This is a genomic window from Acinetobacter sp. GW821-FHT01C12 (assembly GCF_059422625.1).
Genome location: NZ_JBWKXD010000001.1, coordinates 534654 through 553528, shown reverse-complemented (window position 1 = coordinate 553528; position 18875 = coordinate 534654). Strand labels below are relative to the sequence as shown.

At 37.5% G+C, this 18875-nt stretch carries 18 protein-coding genes; 8 read left to right on the top strand and 10 right to left on the bottom strand.

What is annotated here, in order from left to right; genetic code table 11:
* Positions 1-29: 29 nt before the first annotated feature.
* A complete protein-coding gene (locus AC07WY_RS02755; protein WP_004720720.1) occupies positions 30-458 on the bottom strand; it encodes an HD domain-containing protein in 429 nt (142 codons plus the stop codon).
* Between the two features lie 121 nt (positions 459-579).
* Here AC07WY_RS02755 and AC07WY_RS02750 point away from each other — a divergent pair, with 121 nt between their 5' ends.
* Complete coding sequence (locus AC07WY_RS02750; protein WP_004720717.1) at positions 580-915, top strand: hypothetical protein; 336 nt, start codon at positions 580-582, stop codon at positions 913-915.
* Between the two features lie 209 nt (positions 916-1124).
* Here AC07WY_RS02750 and AC07WY_RS02745 read toward each other — a convergent pair whose 3' ends face one another.
* A complete protein-coding gene (locus tag AC07WY_RS02745) occupies positions 1125-2078 on the bottom strand; it encodes a LysR substrate-binding domain-containing protein (protein ID WP_151803114.1) in 954 nt (317 codons plus the stop codon).
* A gap of 345 nt (positions 2079-2423) precedes the next feature.
* Between AC07WY_RS02745 and AC07WY_RS02740 the strand changes: the two genes are divergently transcribed.
* The 3 genes from AC07WY_RS02740 to AC07WY_RS02730 all read left to right on the top strand — a co-directional run bounded on the left by AC07WY_RS02740 (position 2424) and on the right by AC07WY_RS02730 (position 6522).
* Positions 2424-3647 carry an acyl-CoA dehydrogenase gene (locus tag AC07WY_RS02740; protein WP_096734036.1) on the top strand — a complete coding sequence of 408 codons (1224 nt, stop codon included), beginning with the start codon at positions 2424-2426 and terminating at the stop codon, positions 3645-3647.
* Positions 3648-3898: 251 nt separating this feature from the next.
* Positions 3899-5215, top strand: a complete 1317-nt coding sequence (locus AC07WY_RS02735; RefSeq protein WP_056510935.1) for an MFS transporter — start codon at positions 3899-3901, stop codon at positions 5213-5215.
* Positions 5216-5292: 77 nt separating this feature from the next.
* Positions 5293-6522: a CaiB/BaiF CoA transferase family protein gene (locus tag AC07WY_RS02730; protein ID WP_419334171.1), complete on the top strand. Its 1230-nt coding sequence runs from the start codon at positions 5293-5295 to the stop codon at positions 6520-6522.
* 148 nt (positions 6523-6670) lie between these two features.
* On the opposite strand, the gene ppk1 is transcribed toward AC07WY_RS02730, so the two are convergent.
* The 4 genes from ppk1 to AC07WY_RS02710 all read right to left on the bottom strand — a co-directional run bounded on the left by ppk1 (position 6671) and on the right by AC07WY_RS02710 (position 11251).
* On the bottom strand, positions 6671-8776 hold the full coding sequence (ppk1, locus tag AC07WY_RS02725) for a polyphosphate kinase 1 (protein WP_419334172.1): 2106 nt from the start codon (positions 8774-8776) through the stop codon (positions 6671-6673).
* 206 nt (positions 8777-8982) lie between these two features.
* Positions 8983-9453, bottom strand: a complete 471-nt coding sequence (locus AC07WY_RS02720; RefSeq protein WP_494735923.1) for a hypothetical protein — start codon at positions 9451-9453, stop codon at positions 8983-8985.
* Positions 9454-9548: 95 nt separating this feature from the next.
* On the bottom strand, positions 9549-10469 hold the full coding sequence (gene argF, locus AC07WY_RS02715; protein ID WP_004720705.1) for an ornithine carbamoyltransferase: 921 nt from the start codon (positions 10467-10469) through the stop codon (positions 9549-9551).
* 128 nt (positions 10470-10597) lie between these two features.
* Positions 10598-11251, bottom strand: coding sequence for a TetR/AcrR family transcriptional regulator (locus AC07WY_RS02710; protein WP_004720703.1), 654 nt, complete (start codon positions 11249-11251; stop codon positions 10598-10600).
* A gap of 236 nt (positions 11252-11487) precedes the next feature.
* Between AC07WY_RS02710 and prpB the strand changes: the two genes are divergently transcribed.
* Both prpB and prpC read left to right on the top strand, forming a co-directional pair.
* Positions 11488-12372, top strand: a complete 885-nt coding sequence (gene prpB, locus AC07WY_RS02705) for a methylisocitrate lyase (protein WP_004720700.1) — start codon at positions 11488-11490, stop codon at positions 12370-12372.
* 4 nt (positions 12373-12376) lie between these two features.
* Positions 12377-13513 carry a bifunctional 2-methylcitrate synthase/citrate synthase gene (gene prpC / locus AC07WY_RS02700; RefSeq protein WP_004821331.1) on the top strand — a complete coding sequence of 379 codons (1137 nt, stop codon included), beginning with the start codon at positions 12377-12379 and terminating at the stop codon, positions 13511-13513.
* A 56-nt stretch (positions 13514-13569) separates the two neighbouring features.
* On the opposite strand, the gene AC07WY_RS02695 is transcribed toward prpC, so the two are convergent.
* The 3 genes from AC07WY_RS02695 to AC07WY_RS02685 all read right to left on the bottom strand — a co-directional run bounded on the left by AC07WY_RS02695 (position 13570) and on the right by AC07WY_RS02685 (position 16672).
* The gene (locus AC07WY_RS02695) at positions 13570-14157 is read right to left on the bottom strand and encodes a hypothetical protein (RefSeq protein WP_494735669.1); all 588 of its coding nucleotides are present in this window, start codon (positions 14155-14157) and stop codon (positions 13570-13572) included.
* Positions 14158-14169: 12 nt separating this feature from the next.
* On the bottom strand, positions 14170-14793 hold the full coding sequence (locus tag AC07WY_RS02690) for a hypothetical protein (RefSeq protein WP_494735668.1): 624 nt from the start codon (positions 14791-14793) through the stop codon (positions 14170-14172).
* 208 nt (positions 14794-15001) lie between these two features.
* Positions 15002-16672 carry an FMN-binding glutamate synthase family protein gene (locus AC07WY_RS02685; protein WP_419334179.1) on the bottom strand — a complete coding sequence of 557 codons (1671 nt, stop codon included), beginning with the start codon at positions 16670-16672 and terminating at the stop codon, positions 15002-15004.
* Between the two features lie 186 nt (positions 16673-16858).
* Between AC07WY_RS02685 and AC07WY_RS02680 the strand changes: the two genes are divergently transcribed.
* Positions 16859-17074 carry a hypothetical protein gene (locus AC07WY_RS02680; RefSeq protein WP_262085992.1) on the top strand — a complete coding sequence of 72 codons (216 nt, stop codon included), beginning with the start codon at positions 16859-16861 and terminating at the stop codon, positions 17072-17074.
* A gap of 88 nt (positions 17075-17162) precedes the next feature.
* Here AC07WY_RS02680 and AC07WY_RS02675 read toward each other — a convergent pair whose 3' ends face one another.
* The gene (locus AC07WY_RS02675; RefSeq protein ID WP_494735667.1) at positions 17163-18326 is read right to left on the bottom strand and encodes a ribosomal protein uL16 3-hydroxylase; all 1164 of its coding nucleotides are present in this window, start codon (positions 18324-18326) and stop codon (positions 17163-17165) included.
* 144 nt (positions 18327-18470) lie between these two features.
* Between AC07WY_RS02675 and AC07WY_RS02670 the strand changes: the two genes are divergently transcribed.
* Entirely contained in the window at positions 18471-18866 is a 396-nt protein-coding gene (locus AC07WY_RS02670; RefSeq protein WP_105712730.1) for a hypothetical protein, read from the top strand.
* Positions 18867-18875 lie beyond the last annotated feature (9 nt).

The window sequence follows — 18875 nt, the reverse complement described above, 5'->3', positions numbered from 1 at the left end:
AACTTGTTAATTGTGAAAATTTTCTAAGATTAGGCATTGCCTGTCATGAGAATATTTTGAACTTGCTTATATTCTTCTAATCTTAAAAGGTCTTTAGTGGTCGGATGTGGAATACGGGTGATATCCATGTTATCAGCAACATCTGCCAGTTTTACCACACGTGCAATTGGATTTTTTACTGCACGGTAGGCGGCTTCGATTCTAGATTCACCTTCTTTTTTGGTCAAGGCAACAACGGCATCGACAATTTCTTGACTAAAGCCAAGTGAGATTAAATCGACCACAGTGGTGTCGGTATCTTCTAAGATGTCGTGTAATACAGCAACAATCTGTTGATTGGGTGTTTTAACTTTGAACATCAACCTCAGAGGGTGAAAAATATAAGGCTGTTGCGCTTTATCTTTTTGGCCTGCGTGTTTACGAGCTGCTAAAGCAATCGCTTTTTCAATCGTTGACATAATATCCTTAGCTTTGTTTCGTGTATTTATAAAATATGAAAAGCAATTTTAGATTTATCTAAAACGAGTGTTTAATTTCCCTAACTCGTTTAAAATACAATTTTATTCTGTTCCAAAGCGTATGCCATTTCAACTGATCACTTTAGAAAATTCTCAAGAAAATGTTACATGCCCACATTGCCAACATGCGGTCATTGATTGGAATGAAGAACAATATCTACAACCGTGTATACATACCTTGTTTATTGCGATGGATTTGGGCTTTGAATATATTTCAGATGAATTTGAAGCGACCATGCCCCGTAGCGTCGATGAAATCCATGCTCATGATGATCAGGGATTGAATATTTTCAATGAATTATCTGAGAGTAATTATCCTGATTATCTGATTTATAAAACAAGCTTAGGTGTTGTAGGGGATCAAGATTTTTATCGTTATATTGGATTTAGCGCTTAAATTTTAAGATCGGTAGTCATTCATTTGTTTTTTAGCCTACTCTTATTAAAGATACTGTATAGGTATTAAAAATGGCGGAGTAGGCTTGTATTTTCTGTTGTAGGTGCTGTTCTTTTCATCTCCTACAAGCTGAGTTTTTTCATCACAATATAGAAGCTAAACTGCATTCTATAAATCTTCAACAAACTATTGTTTAACTTGAAATCGCGTTATTTTAAAAAAGTACTTTGTGATTGTTCAACTTCTGCCAATAACCATTCAACAAATTTAGCAATGAGAGGTGTTTGCTGTTGTTCTGCATAGACAAAATAATAGGCACGTGAACCTTTTAGCTTAATTTCTGAGGCGATAATTAAATCACCTGAGCGCAGTTCTTTTTCCAGTAGTTTTTGTGGAATAAGCGCAACCCCCATATGATGTATGGCTGCCACCGCAAGCATCGAAAATAATTCATGCCGTTGTCCTTCTAATGCAAAAGGATGCTCATAACCAGAAACTTCAAACCACTCTTTCCAAATATAGGGGCGTGTGGTTTGTTGGAGTAAGGGCAGCGTGGCAATCTCTTCCGCCGTTAAGCTTCGACGTAAATCTCCGGAAGGCCCTCTTAGCTCTGGAAAATGCTTAAAAATTAACTCAGCAGAACACACAGGAACAACATCTTCATTCATTAAATAGTGGACTTTTGCACCCGGCCAATTTTCAATTTGTGCAGGTGTACCTGTATATATTGCTGCATCAAAAATATGCTCACTGAATAAAAAGGGTTTGGTACTGGTCTCTAAATGAATGGTAATTTCAGGGTATATTTCATTGAACTTATACAGTCGGGGTAACAGCCAGCGTGTTGCAAATGTCGGTACAACCCCTAATTTTAGCGTACCGCCTAAACCTTTATGGCTCATTAAATCGAGTGTGCTTTGCTCAATACCCAATAAATGAGCTTTGATGTTTTTATAATAATGTTCACCCGCTTGTGTTAATTCAACGCCATGCCGTGTTCTGTTAAATAGATTGAGTCCTAAAAAATCTTCGAGTTGTTGTACTTGGCGAGAGATGGCACTTTGAGTAAGATGCAGCTCTTGAGCTGCAAAGGTATAGCTTAGATGCTTGGCAGCCGCTTCAAAACATATCAATGATTGTAATGAGGGAATCATTCTACGCATATTCATTCCTTGAATATCAAAGTTTAGTTAAGACTAAATTTAATCTATTCATATCTAGCAAACAGAACTTAAAGCAAAGCAGATGTATGTAATGAATCTTCCATCAAACCACTTGGTTTTACCTCGAATGAAAATTTATAAGAGGATGTAAAGATGATAAAAATCTGTTAAAAAGCCTCGTTTAATACCCGCATACTTGAACCGTAGTCATTGAGCGAGCCATATTATAAAAACACAAGATATGCGTAAATGGAATATCTGAGTGAGAATTAATCGTTTGAAAGTATGAATTTTCACACCTAACATCACTACTAAGACAACAAGATATGTTCAGCAAAGGATGCTATGAATCAAATGGTTAATTCTACAAAAACGGCACGTGTTCAATTTAACTGGCAAGATCCATTTTTATTGGAACAGCAACTTACTTCTGAAGAACGCATGATTCGTGATGCTGCTTATGCCTATTCACAAGACAAACTGATGCCAAGAGTTTTGGAACAATTCCGCCATGAAAAAACAGATGCTTCTATTTTTCGTGAAATGGGTGAGTTAGGTTTGCTGGGGCCGACAATCCCTGAAGAATACGGTGGTGCAGGTCTAAACTATGTCAGTTACGGTCTTATTGCCCGTGAAATTGAACGCGTAGATTCGGGTTATCGTTCAATGGCAAGTGTACAAAGCTCATTGGTGATGGTGCCTATCAATGAATTTGGTTCTGAAGAGCAAAAACAAAAGTACTTACCTAAATTAGCTACTGGCGAGTTTATTGGATGTTTCGGTTTAACAGAACCTGATCATGGTTCAGATCCAGGCAGTATGATCACCCGTGCCAAAAAGGTCGAAGGTGGTTATCGTCTAACTGGCGCAAAAATGTGGATTACCAATAGTCCAATCGCTGATGTATTTGTGGTCTGGGCCAAAGAAGTTTCTGCTGAAGGCAATGTCGGTGAAATTCGTGGCTTTATCCTAGAAAAAGGTTGGGAAGGACTTTCTGCGCCTGCGATTCATGGCAAAGTCGGTTTGCGTGCATCGATTACTGGTGAAATTGTGATGGACAATGTTTTTGTTCCTGAAGAAAATGCATTTCCCGAAATTCGTGGTTTGCGTGGACCATTTACTTGTTTAAATAGTGCACGTTATGGTATTGCATGGGGCGCGATGGGGGCGGCAGAGTTTTGCTGGCACACCGCACATCAATATACGATGGATCGTAAACAATTTGGACGCCCACTGGCTGCGAATCAATTGGTGCAAAAGAAACTTGCAGATATGCAAACTGAAATTGCTTTAGGGCTGCAGATCGCATTACGTTTTGGTCGTATGAAAGATGAAGGTATTGCTTCTGTTGAAGGCACTTCACTGATTAAACGCAACAATTGTGGTAAAGCTTTAGATATTGCGCGTGTTGCTCGTGACATGATGGGTGGCAATGGCATCAGTGATGAATTCGGTGTTGCTCGCCATCTGGTCAATCTGGAAGTGGTCAACACCTATGAAGGTACCCATGATGTACATGCCTTAATTCTCGGGCGTGCACAAACTGGTATTGCTGCCTTTAGTAACTAAAATCCACTGTTTTAAAACAGGGATGCTTAAATCTAGCTAGCATCCCTTGTAGGATTTTTTGCCTTAAATTTTATAAAAACTAAGGTAAAAATAAATCAATGATAAAAGGATTCATCGTGAAAAATATCTGATTATTCTTTTAACTCTGATACTTAACTCTAGATTGATGCAATAAAAATAACAAAGAAATAAGTAGAGAGAAAGATAAAAAGTGACCGATGACTCATTTGGGAAAATGAGGTAGAGGAAAAATGAACAATGATGTTCGATCAGTTACAACTTCAACAAAATTATCCATGCCATCCAATATTGGAACCTTTGAAAAAATAGGCCCAAATACTTGGAAATGGGCACTTTTATTCGCCTATTTCGCTATGGTCGTCGATGGCGTAGATATCATGTTGTTGTCCTATAGCTTAACCAGTTTAAAGGGTGAGTTTGCATTATCTACTTTTCAGGCTGGCGCCTTAGGCAGTGCCTCTCTGGCAGGTATGGGGATTGGTGGGATTCTAGGTGGATGGGCATGTGATAAGTTTGGCCGCGTACGTACCATTGCCAATTCTGTATCGTTTTTCTCAGTTGCAACATGTTTGTTAGGCTTTACCCAAAGTTTTGAACAATTTATGGCATTACGATTTATTGGTGCACTAGGGATTGGGGCGCTTTATATGGCATGCAATACCCTTATGGCTGAATATGTTCCTACAACGTATAGAACTACGGTATTGGGTACATTACAAACAGGGCAAACCGTTGGATATATTGTTGCTACATTATTAGCTGGTGCGATTATTCCTGATCATGGTTGGCGAGTCTTGTTTTTTATCACGGTTATTCCAGCATTTATCAATATTTTCTTGCAACGCTTTGTACCTGAACCAAAGTCTTGGCAGCTCAACAAAATCAATCAACTTCAAGGCAAAAAACCAGTTGAAGCTACAGTTCCCGAGAAAGCAAAAAGTGGCAGTATTTATAAACAAATTTTTGCCAACTTTAAGCACCGTAAAATGTTTTTATTGTGGATGACTACGGCCTTCTTCTTACAATTTGGTTACTACGGAATCAACAATTGGATGCCAAGTTATCTAGAAACAGAAGTGCATATGAACTTTAAAAACATGACCAGCTATATGGTGGGTTCATATACAGCAATGATTCTAGGCAAGATCTTAGCGGGATATTTGGCAGATAAATTTAATCGTCGTGCGGTATTTGTGTTCGGTACTATAGCCAGCGCTGTCTTCTTACCTGTGATTATTATCTTTAATACACCAGACAATATTTTGTACTTATTGATCACTTTTGGTTTCTTATATGGCATCCCTTATGGTGTAAATGCGACCTATATGGCGGAATCATTTTCTACCGATGTCCGAGGTACAGCAATTGGTGGTGCATATAACATTGGGCGAGTAGGCGCTGCAATTGCCCCAGCAACCATTGGTTTTCTTGCTTCGGGAGGTACATTTATGACGGCATTTATCGTGATGGGCGCAGCTTATTTTGTTGCAGGAGTATTACCTGGCTTATTTATCAAAGATCGTCAATATGATCCCCAACAACAATAGTCAACGCTTGTTTAGACAGATTCAGTAAATCGTAAAATTGAGGAGTATTCACTTACTCCTTACATAGAGGTAAACATATGGGTGCATTACAAGGAATTCGAGTTTTAGATCTGAGTCGAGTACTGGCAGGTCCGTGGTGTGGACAAGTTCTTGCAGATCTAGGCGCCGAAGTGATTAAGATTGAACGCCCTAAAGTTGGTGATGATACCCGTATGTGGGGCCCGCCGTGGATGCTTGATCAACAGGGTAGAGCGACGCGAGAATCTGGATATTACCAATCTGCGAATCGCAATAAATCCTCAGTGGCAATTGATATGGCAACGCAGGATGGGCAGCAATTATTACAACACATGGTGAAAACCGCAGATATTGTGATTGAAAACTTTAAAGCAGGTGCATTGAAAAAATATGGATTGGATTATGAAACCCTCAAGCATATTAATCCAAAATTGATCTATTGCTCTATCACTGGTTTTGGTCAAGATGGGCCGCGTGCAGAAGAACCGGGTTATGACTTTATTATTCAAGGTATGTCTGGCTTGATGAGTATTACTGGTGAAAAAGAAGGTGAGTTAGGGGCAAGTTCACAAAAAGTTGGTGTGGCAGTGGTTGATATTCAGACTGGGCTATATGCAACAATTGCGATTCAGGCGGCACTGATTTCTCGACAGCAAACAGGTGTTGGACAATATATTGATATGTCTTTGTTAGATGTACAGGTTGCTGGACTCGCCAACCAAGGTATGAACTATTTAAGTTCAGGTATCGCACCTCAACGAATGGGTAATCATCATCCCAATATTGTGCCTTATCAGACTTTTAAAGCGCAAGATAAGGAGTTTATTCTGGCCTGTGGCAATGATAAACAATTTAAAGATTTATGTATTGCCATTGGAAAACCTGAATTGTTAGATCAATCAAACTATCTTCGTAATCAAGATCGGGTGAAATATCGTCAAGAATTGGTTGCTTTGTTGTCTGAATATTTTTTATCAAATACCGCGAAGCATTGGGTCGATGCAATTCATGCGGTGAAAGTACCTGTTGGCGTGATTAATTCAGTTGCAGATGCTTTAGATGAACCCCAAATTCAATATCGTAAAATGGTGGTCAATATTCCGCATACAGATAATCCTGATTTTAATGTGATTGGTTCACCGATTAAAATGACAGGAACACCTGTTGAATATCGTAATGCGCCACCACGCTTAGGAGAACATACCAAAGCGATTTTAGAAGAATTTTGTTCAGATGAAGAATTGTTACAGTTAAAGCAACAAGGGGTTATTGAGGGTATTGGCTTATAGTTGGCTGATTTTAAAAAATATTGAAATCAACGCATAGGATCAATCAAAGTTATGACTTAATTACGATACTTCAATGCCGCATTAATCATCCAAACCCTCCTTTCAAAAAAAAGGGGGGTGAGTCATTGAAAATAACAATATGAAAGAATTACGCTGTAGTGGGAATAATCCGTTGTTGCATCAACACCTGTTGGGCAATATAAGGTTTTTCATCATCTTTGGGTTGAACTGCATGCCATTGATCATTGGCATCGAGTTCCCAAGCACGAATATTGTCCTTTAAATAACTGAGCAGCCCATATTCAATAATCTGTTTTTTAAGCTTTTTATCTTCAATTGGAAAGCAAGTTTCGACCCGAGAAAATAAGTTTCGACCCATCCAGTCAGCACTTGCGCAGTATAAGTCCTCATTGGCATCATTATAAAAATAATAAACACGAGTATGTTCTAGGAAGCGCCCGACAATAGAACGAACTTTAATATTTTCAGAAAGCCCTTCAATTTGTGGTCTTAAACAACAGATTGAACGGATAATCAGCTCTATTTTAACCCCAGCTTGTGATGCTTTATACAAAGCTGTAATGAGCTTAGGTTCAGTCAATGCATTGACTTTAATGATGATACGGGCTTTTTTACCCGCTTTTGCATGTGCTGTTTCTTGCTCAATCAAATGTAACAGCTGAGAGTGTAAGGTGAAGGGAGCATGAAAGAGTTTTTTTAACTTTAACAATTTACCCATACCTGTCAGCTCTTGGAAGATCTTATGTACATCTTCACAAATTTCATCATTTGTAGTCAGTAAACCATAGTCGGTATACATCCGTGCATTTCCAGCATGGTAGTTGCCTGTGCCAAGGTGTACATAACGTTTGAGTTTATCGACTTCACGTCGCACAACTAAAATCATTTTGGCATGGGTTTTATAACCGACAATACCATACACCACAACTGCGCCAGCTTCTTGTAGAAGATTTGCGACGATAATATTTGACTCTTCATCAAAGCGCGCACGTAATTCGATAATCGCTGTAACTTCTTTCCCATTGCGAGCAGCTTCTGCCAGCACTTGTACAATTTCTGAGTCTGGGCCACTACGATATAAGGTTTGTTTAATTGCTAAAACATTGGGGTCTTTTGCCGCTTCTTTGAGTAGATTGATAACGGGCTGGAAAGAATCAAATGGATGATGTAATAGCAAATCTTGCTTGCTTAATATTTCAAATATTTTATTTGAATTTCTTAAGGCTTTGGGAATAACGGCTTGATAAGGCTTAAACCTTAATTCTGGAATATCAAAATCAGTAATCAGACGTGTTAAATTGACAGGACCATTCACTTGATAAAGATGCTGTGGATCTAAATCAAATTGTTCTAGTAAATAATCATTAATTGAATTTGGGCAATTATCTGCGATTTCTAAACGAACTGCACGACCAAAACGACGTGAAGATAATTCATCTTTCAATGCGACTGCCAAATCATCGACATCTTCTGCCAAAGTTAAGTCAGCATTACGGGTAACACGGAATTGATAGCATCCTGTTGCTGTCATGCCGGGGAATAAATCACTGATATGCTGTTGGATAATCGCTGACAATAAAATGTAATGTTCTGCGCCGTCTGTGAGCTCGTTTGGTAAGCGTACAACACGTGGTAAGGAACGAGGTGCGGGTACAATGGCCAGTTCAATCTGGCGACCAAAAGCATCTTTTCCTTCTAAGGTGACAATAAAGTTTAAACTTTTATTGACCAAGCGTGGGAAAGGATGAGCAGGATCTAAGCTAATTGGTGTTACAACAGGTTGTACTTGTTTAAAAAAGTAATTTTTAATCCATTCGGCGTGTTTTTCTAAAATATCATTATATTGGATGAATTTGACGCCATAGTTTTCTAACTCAGGCAATAAAACATGATTTAAGGTGTCGTATTGCTCTTGAATCGCAAGATGTGCGTTATGTGAAATTTGCTCAAGAATGACTTCGTTTGGAATACCATCTGGCGCTGTGGTAATGGTTTTGAAGTCCAGTTGTTTCATTAATCCAGCGACACGAATTTCAAAAAACTCATCTAAATTACGTGAAAAAATAATGAGAAAATTCAACCGTTCAAGCAAAGGATGAGTTTCATCTTTTGCTTGGGCTAACACACGTTTATGAAATTCCAGTAAGGAAATTTCACGATTAATATAGCTGCTAGAGCTATGTTGAAATTCAGGCGTGGTTAAACTTTTTGAAGCGGGCATGATCTGCGTCATTTGAAACTGTCTTAACGACCTTGAAGGGCATAGTAAGTATTCTACATGACAAAATTGTTACAGATAGTTAAAATTTTGAAAATTGTCTTAATCTTAAACGATTAAAAAATATTAATTTTTTAATCGTTAGATCAACTTGAAAAAAAACGAATCTGCTTAGACAAAATGTGAACTGATAGAATGCACCAAGACAATATTATTACAAATTAAAATTTGCATTGCTCATTTTTGAGTTTTAGCTCATATGCTTTCTGTTCAGACATCAGTTTTATTTTTACATAATAAGGATTTTGGCGTTGGAATTCATTTTCAAAAAGTAAATGACAATTTTCAAGCATTCCTTCCATCAAAAGTTGCTGAGTTTTTTCTTTACCCATGCTATTGGAAAACTGATTAAAATCTTTAGATGTAATTAAACCTTGCAAATCAACATGATCATGATACATATGAATTTTCTCAATCACAGTGTTTTGGTCGACTTGTACAGGAAGCACGCGAGAGTCTTCTTCACTTAACGCCGTTAAAACATCATCTAAATTTTGTTGATCTATAATTTTATAATCCTGTCTAATCAAATTCTTTTGAATCAAATAATCATCTAATTCAGTTGCATAACTACTTTGAGAAATGAGCATGTACACTGAGATTACGAATAAAGGAATTATTTTAAATTTCATTTGAATTATACAAATATTAAAAATATGGATTTTATTATACTGAAACAAAAAATAAGCACCATAGTTGGTGCTTATTTATCTTAAAACAAAACAAATTAGTCTTTGTTTAAATTTTCATTGATTAAAAATTCAACCAAGGCTTTTTGTGCGTGTAGGCGATTTTCTGCTTCATCCCAAACCACAGCGTTTTTGTGATCCAGCATATTTTCAGAAACTTCTTCACCGCGATGTGCAGGTAGGCAATGCATAAATAGACAATCTGGATGTGCTAAATCCATTAATTTTTCATTCACTTGATACGCAGCAAACGCTTTTTCACGAATTTTTTGTTCTTCTTCTTGGCCCATACTTGCCCAAACATCTGTCACGATCAGATCTGCATTGACCGCTGCATCTTCTGCTGATTCAAAAAGTTCTACGCAATGTGCAAATTCTGAAAGAAATTCAGGTTTTGGTTCATAACCTTTTGGTGACGCGATTTTTAACTTAAAGCCCCACATATGCGCAGCTTCAATATATGAATTACACATATTGTTGCCATCGCCAATCCAAGCCACAGTTTTGCCATTGATCGAACCACGATGTTCAACAAATGTTTGTACATCCGCAAGTAGCTGGCAAGGGTGGTGGTCATCAGTTAATGCATTGATAACTGGGACTGTTGAATATTCAGCAAAACGTTCAACAATATCATGACCAAATGTACGAATCATCACGATATCAAGCATGCTCGATATCACACGTGCAGAATCTTCAATTGGCTCACCACGACCCAATTGAGTATCGCGTGATGAAAGGAAAATTGCACTGCCTCCAAATTGGCTCATACCAGCTTCGAAAGATACACGAGTACGGGTACTCGACTTTTCAAAAATCATCCCCATGACTTTTCCAACAAAGGGTTGAAATACTTCGTTGTTGTGTTGTTTTCGCTTTAACTCTTGAGCACGTTCAATGATACGGTTAAGTTCAGCAGTGGATAAATCACGTAAAGTAAGAAAATGTCGTAGAGCCATGGTTACTCCACAATAATTGTTTAGTCAAAACCAATAGGGAAATTGACCAACAATTCATTGTTGGTGGTTGATGAAAATAAAAAGGAGAATCAGCTAATATACTATATGAATATGAAAACGCAAAAAAATTAGACCTTTTGATGGCCCTCTAAGAAGCGATCTACACAATAACTTACGCAATTGAATATTTCTTGATCAGATTCTTTGATTTCAATCCCCATTAAAATTCGCCATTCCAAATTTCTAAGAATTCCAAAATAAAATTGTGCTGAAAATAAAGGATTTGCACAGGTTAATATTTGATTTTCTACACAACGTTCCAAGGCGCATGCAATAGAGTGTTGTACTTGCTTTGGTCCTTTTTCATGAATATAGACGGCCAATTGAGGGTCTTTTTGTGAACGTTCTAGTACCAAGCGTATAAAGGCAATATTTTCAGGAATGATCATATGCTTATAAAAGTTAATCAAGGTATTGATCAAATATGCTCTGAGCTCATTCAACGCGGGGTTAAATGGAATGCAGATATCTTTAAAGAATAAATCACGACGATAGTCACAGATCGCTGTAAATAGACCTTCTTTACTACCAAAATATTTGTAAATCGAGGCTTTTGATCCGCCTGCATGATTCACGATGTCATCTAAAGATACCGCATCATAACCGTGCTCTAAAAAAAGATCGTTTGCACTAATCAGTAATGCCAAGCGACGTTCATGCCCACGTTTAGTTTGTGGAAAATCACATCCTGTAGCTTCAACTTGTGCTAAATCTTCGTTCATAAATTACTGAGGAAAAATGGGTTGTCACTATTATATCAAAGATGTCAATAAATTTCTTAGCAAACGTGCTATTGGAAAAAATGATTAAAAAAAGTGCATAAAAATGAAAAAATGAATCAAAATTCATTTTTCTTTGACTAAAGTTTTAGAGTAATATACCTAAATGGTCATATGCGAAATATAAATTATGGCTATACTCAAAACTCAATAAACAAGTGACCACTGTGGAAGGGAATATGACACAACAGACGTCTGCAGGCTTAAGATTTAGACAAGCTCTAGAAGTGGAAAAACCATTACAAATCATTGGTACAGTCAACGCTTATGCAGCGATGATGGCGAAACAGGTGGGTTATAAAGCCATCTATCTTTCAGGTGCTGGTGTGGCAAACTATTCTTATGGTTTACCTGATTTAGGGATGACCAGCTTAGACAACGTATTGGAAGATGTTCGTCGTATTACAGAACGTGTAGATACACCATTACTTGTTGATATCGATACAGGTTGGGGTGGTGCATTTAATATTGCACGTACAATTAAACAAATGATTAGTGCGGGTGCGGCAGCTGTCCATATTGAGGATCAAGTTGCACAAAAACGTTGTGGTCATCGTCCAAATAAAGAAATTGTTTCTCAACAAGAAATGGTTGATCGCATTAAAGCAGCAGTTGATGCAAAAACAGATTCGAACTTTGTTGTGATGGCACGTACAGATGCATTGCAAAAAGAAGGTTTGCAAGCCGTGATTGATCGTGCCTGTGCATGTGTCGAAGCTGGCGCAGATGCGATCTTTGCTGAAGCAATGACTGACATTACCATGTATAAAACAGTCTGTGATGCAGTAGGTGTTCCTGTTCTTGCAAATATTACAGAGTTTGGTGATACACCTTATTACACCACCCAAGAGTTAGCTGAACAGGGCATCAGCATGGTGCTATATCCATTGTCTGCAACACGTGCAATGCAAAAAGCAGCCCTCGAAGTTTTTCGTTCAATTCGTGAAAATGGTACACAAGTTAATGTACTGGATAGCATGCAACAACGAAAAGAACTTTACGAATTCCTTGATTATCACACTTTCGAAAACACCCTAGACAAACTGTTCACGCAGGAGAAATAATAAAATGGCTGAAGGAAAAGTACTTACAGGCGCTGGATTGCGCGGTCAAGTTGCAGGTAAAACAGCACTTTCTACAGTAGGTAAGAGTGGCGCAGGCTTAACTTATCGTGGTTATGATGTGCAAGACCTTGCGGAAAATTGCCAATTTGAAGAAGTTGCATACCTTATTTTCTTTGGTGAATTGCCTACAGCAGAACAGTTGGCGACATATAAAGCCAAATTAAAATCACTTCGCCAGTTACCGCAAGCTTTAAAAGAAGTGTTGGAACGTATTCCTGCTGATTCACATCCAATGGATGTGATGCGTACAGGGGTTTCAATGTTAGGAAATCTGGAAACTGAAAAATCATTTGATCAACAGCAAGATGTGGCAGATCGTATTCTTGCAACTTTGCCAGCGATCATTTGTTATTGGTACCGTTTTAGTCATGATGGTGTACGTATTGAAGAAAATACCGATGACGATTCAATCGGTGCACAATTCTTGCATTTACTACGTGGCGAAAAGCCAAATGAATTACATGAACAAGTAATGAATGTTTCATTAATTCTTTATGCTGAGCATGAGTTTAACGCGTCAACATTTACTGCACGTGTATGCGCTTCAACATTGTCTGATATGCACTCGTGTATTACTGGCGCAATTGGTTCACTACGTGGACCTTTGCATGGTGGCGCAAATGAAGCTGCGATGGAAATGATTGAAAACTGGACATCTCCAGAACAAGCCGAACGTGAAATGCTGGGTAAACTTGAACGTAAAGAAAAGATCATGGGCTTTGGTCATGCGATCTATAAAGACAATGACCCGCGTAATGGCATCATCAAAATTTGGGCTGAGCGTTTAGCAAAAGATGTTGGTGATACAGTGCTTTACCCAGTATCAGTACGTTGTGAAGAAGTGATGTGGCGTGAGAAGAAATTGTTTTGTAATGCAGATTTCTTCCATGCATCTGCATATCATTTCATGGATATTGCAACAAAATTATTCACACCAATCTTTGTGATGTCTCGCGTTACGGGTTGGGCAGCGCATGTAATGGAACAACGTGCTGACAATCGTATTATCCGTCCAAGCGCAGATTATACTGGTCCAGAACTCCGCAAAGTTGTACCGATCACTGAGCGCTCAGCGGCGTAATGCATTGATCAAGATTGATAAAAGCAGTAAAAATAAAGCCTCCTAAGAGGCTTTATTTATTGGGGAAGTTGACCGGTAGGAAATAAAACAACAGCTTCTTCACGGCTATATCCTTCATCAAAAGGTAAGCTGAGTGATTCAAAAGTAATCAGTGCACCTTTATGTTTTGGCAGTTCAAAAGCCTGTTTAAGTTTAATTTCTGGACTGTAACTGGTTAAATTCTGTTGAAAACTTTGATATTGCGGACTGGATATTGTAAATATCGAGGCATAAATTGTTTTAAATGAGTCAGAGCTTTCAGTATCAGAAGGTCTTTGTTCGAGTAGATTAACTTTAAAGTCTTGAAGCGCGATTTTTTTAAGCGGTTTAAGCTGAGTCTTTATGTTTGAAAGTTTTTGCTGAAAGCTTTGTTGATCTGTAATACCTGTAAAATTTTCATCGTATTTGAGCAGATCATAGCGTTTTTCACTCAGTGAATAGCGATAAACTCTTGGAATGTCATAGCTTGCTGAGTTTTCAAGAATTAAAACCGCTTTTTTATCTGAATCATAGCCGAGGACTTCAAGTGAAATATTGCTATCACTTTTTGCAAAAGCGAGAGCGCTAAAACTGAATAAGAGCGTTGATGTGATTGTTTTTAACACGATTTATCCTCATTATTTTATTGGTAAGAGCAAAACAGCATCTTCAACATCATAGCCTGTTTCTTCTGGAATGCCGAAATATTTAACCACAATCAGCCGCTTATTCTGATTTGGTACGACATAGTTCTGAGTGATTTTTATTGTTTTAGCATACTGTACAGCTTGTTGGTTTTTGCTTTTTAAAGCAGCTGTTGTAACTTTGTATATGGTTTTATATTGAGGAATCTTTTGGGATTGATCATGCCAAGCAGGGACGTAATGAGTTTGACTTTGCACCACTTGAATTTTTGCTGTATTGGCATTTCCTATAAGTAACGGTGTTAAACGCTTTTTAATTTTATTTAGGTCTTTTTTAAACTGGATAGCATCTTGATCATAGTCAATTTGATGCGTTTTGGGATTGATATATAACGATTGTACTTCAATCAACTTGTCAGGTGTTTTACTGCTGAGCTGATAATAGTATAACTGTGGCAAGCGCCCACGCTCATCTTCATAGTGTCGTAACAGATAAAGTTTTTGTTGTTTTGCTTCATAACCCAATACTTCTATTGTTTGTCCACCACCGACAGTTGCATAACAATGTAATGACGTTGTAAGGATAGTGGTGGCGGTTATGTGTTTTAGAAATTTCATCCGCAAATATTCTTGATGTGTTTTAAGATATCTTGCTTAAATATTGTTTAGATTAAAATGGTGTTTGAGTAAAAATAAAAGCCAATATAAACTTAAAAAATGCGGAAGAATCAAAAACAGAAGATTAGGCTTCTTTTAACTATATAAATGCTAGATATAAAAAAGGAGATCATGATGATCTCCTTAATGAAATTTCGCTTGCAAATAATTAGAAATGTTCAGCAGTTGCTAAGTTCCACATTCTAAAATAGAAGTTTTCTTCATCTTTATTTTCACAACTGAGCAATTCGCCGTCTTTCATCCAAAAGTGCAATTGAGCATAGTTTTTGATTTCACGGTCATTGATTCGTTGTGCCAAATGATGTGCTTTAATCTCAGCAGGATGTTGTAAGCCAGCTGCAGCAATCATTTCCGCAAGCGCTTTTAAGGTGTTTTTTTGGAAACTAAACACACGGTCTGCTTTAGATGGCACATCAAGTGCTTTTTGACGTTCTTTGTTCTGCGTTGCAACGCCAACAGGACATTGGTTGGTATGACAACTTTGTGCTTGGATACAACCCACCGCAAACATAAAGCCACGTGCAGAATTGACCCAGTCGGCACCCATAGCCATCGTACTGGCAATATCAAAGGCACTGATAATTTTACCACTTGCGCCAATCTTGATTTGCGAACGTAAACCTGCGCCAATTAAGGTATTGTTTACAAATAGCAGGCCTTCACGTAAAGGCGTACCCATATGATCAATCAGTTCAATAGGGGCAGCACCTGTACCGCCCTCTGAACCATCAACTACAATAAAATCTGGGGTGATTTTGGTCAGCAGCATGGCTTTTACAATGCTCATAAATTGCCAAGGTTGCCCGATACACAATTTAAAACCAACCGGTTTACCGTTGGATAGCTCACGTAATTGCTGAATAAAATGCATCATTTCAATAGGGTTGCTAAAAGCAGAATGGGTTGCTGGAGAAATACAATCCACCTCCATAGAAACCCCGCGTATTTCGGCAATTTCTTTGGTGATTTTATCTTTAGGCAGAATACCGCCGTGCCCTGGTTTTGCCCCTTGTGATAATTTGATTTCGATCATTTTGATCTGAGGCAAAGCCGCTTGTTGCTTAAATTTTTCAGGATCAAACTTCCCATCTAAAGTACGGCAACCAAAATAGCCACTGGCAATTTCCCAAACAATATCACCACCCGGTTCCAGGTGATAAGGACTTAAGCTGCCTTCACCTGTGTCATGATAAAAGTTGCCTTTTTTTGCACCAGTATTTAAAGCAAGAATGGCATTTGCACTCAAACTACCAAAACTCATTGCTGAGATATTCATGATCGAAGCGCTATAAGGTTGTGAGCACTGATCATTACCAATACTAATTCTAAATGTATTAAAATCAGCAGGTGTTTTGGGTGTCATCGAGTGGGTTAAAAAACGATAGTCATCTTGATAGACATCAATAATTGAACCAAAAGGCTTATCTGCATTTTCATTTTTAGCACGTTGGTAGACTAAGCTTCTTTGTGCACGTGAAAAAGGTAAGGCATCATCATCAGATTCAATGAAATATTGACGAATTTCAGGACGTATATCTTCAAAGAAAAATCGGAAATGTCCCATTAAAGGGTAATTTCTTAAAATAGAATGCTGTGTTTGGATGATATCGGCAAAGCCAATTGCGGCCAATATGGATGAAATAATCCAAGCTAAATTCAGTACAGTATCTGAAAAAAAGTAATAAATATAATGACCTTCGTTAAAGAAAATAATCCAAGTCAAATATAAAGATACAAATATACAAAGGAACCAAACGGAATAACGGGAGAAAAAAGTATTGAGAAGTTGATGTCGAATTGCTTGAGCAGGACTTGCCATGAAGTAAATATCTCATTCTTTATATAGCGCTAAATTGCCCAAATTGATGAAAAAGCTCAAGTAATGATTTGTTAGACTTGAGAATGGTTCTAGATTAATAATTGAATGATTTATTTTCTAAACAATTTGAGTTAATTTAACTGAAATATTTATTCAATATTCGATGAAAACAAAAAGGAATCGAAAATGTTTGAAGAGTTTCTGACAAAATTGTTAAACCCCAGTATCAGTTTTTTAGCCATTTATGTTTCTGTGATCGTTGTTATTGCGTATATCGGGCTGTTCTTCCAGTTTTTTAAAATAAAAAATCTAAAGCAGGAAAACGAGACATTAAAGCATCAGTTAAATTCTCAAGCTCATTCAAATATCAGCTTGAGTAAGGATGAGGGAATTATTTCTTAAAACTATGTTGAAAGTAAATTGATAGAAATAAAGCCTGAATTTTCAGGCTTTATTTAAGCATTACATTGTTAGAGTTAGATTGCGAATTTTATTCGTCAGTTGGAACAAGCATCAAGATAGATTCATTCAACAATCCAGCAATGTCTTCTAATATTTCATCATCAGACAATTCATGATTGAGTTTGACACTTTGTCCATCTGCAATCTGCTTTAAATGGGGTGCAAATTGTTCAGAAATACAGATCGATTCACCATTTGCCCAGAATAATAATTCATGATTCTGTTCAAGATAAATTAATCGAGAGGCTGGCTCAATTTGTAGTAAATAGCCTTGGTCAAGAACTTCTTCTAAATCTCCAGTGCCAATCGCTTCAGCATCAGGAATATTTTCAGGGTACTTTGCTTCAGCCATTAGACTCATAATGGCATCTTCTAACACTTTAGAATTGTTTAATTTCGCCAACAATTCAGTCTTTAAATAATCGAGTTCAGCTTGTGTCACTTGCCCAATCGGGTTTTGTTTATTCCGTAAGATGTCGAGAAGCGGATTACGTAGTTGTTGATCTTCGACAAATTTATCGCTGACACGATCCATCATGTCGGCAATATTCGGCATACGGAAACCAAAAGAGTAGGTTAGACAATCGTCTTCCGCTACACCATAATGTGACAATCCTGGTGGGACATAAAGTAAATCGCCTGGCGCTAAAACTTCATCAAAATTGATCTCCATTTCTGGAAGTAGCTTTAACGGCTGCCCTTCAACAAATTCAGATTCAGCATCACACATTTGTCCAAGTTGCCAACGACGGTGTCCATAACCTTGTACAAGAAATACATCATAAAAGTCAAAATGCTGACCTACAGAACCACCTTTAGCAGCATAAGAGACCATAATGTCATCACGACGCCACTGTGGAATAAAAGGAAATTTCTTCCAAAGCTCTGCTAAATCAAATGAATAGTGATCTACAGCTTGAATCAATAAGGTCCAAAGTTTTGGCATTTTTTGAAAATCACCTTTGATGAGTGGTGATGATTTTACTGACCATTGATTTGGATCTTTGTCTTTTTGTTTGATTAGGCGTGCTGTGATGTTTTCATCCAGAGCAAGCTCCATGACATCATCTGGAACAAGGATATTGGCAATTTCAGGTAAAGCATTACGAACCAATAAAGGTTTTTTTTGCCAGTATTCTGAGAGGAATTGTTCAGCAGTAATTCCGCCAAGAACATCTAAAGGTAGGGACATGAAAATAGCCTAAGCAAATTTGAATCTATAATGTGGCTATTGTCTTATGAGATGACAGGTGGTGCAAGTATTTGTAAATTTATTCAAAATATATTTATATAAAAACAGCCATGCTTTTTGAAAATTAAAGGAGTTATAAAAGTCATGATTTTAAAAAAAATATCTCATAATATATTCGAGATTTGCCTAGATTTAAAAGAAAGCATTTTTAATTGGATTGAGGGATATGGATTTGTTCCTATTTCGTATTATTCTGACCCCAAAAAAGAAATTGCAAACAAAACACTTTCAGTATTGCGTTCGTATCGACAATTGATTATCAAAGGCAAAAATATGTCTATTCCAACTTGGGTGGTGAATGAAGCGCAAGTGAATGATTTTAGTGAGGCGCAATTAAATCAAATTTGGTTAGAGTATTTAAACAAGATGATTCTTGCTTTTGATTTGGTCTTGATGGGGGACTGCCAAACAGAATCTAAGGCTAAGATTAAAGAAGGGCTTATGTTATTTGCAACGCATTATCAGGATTTATGGGATTAACTCAAAAAG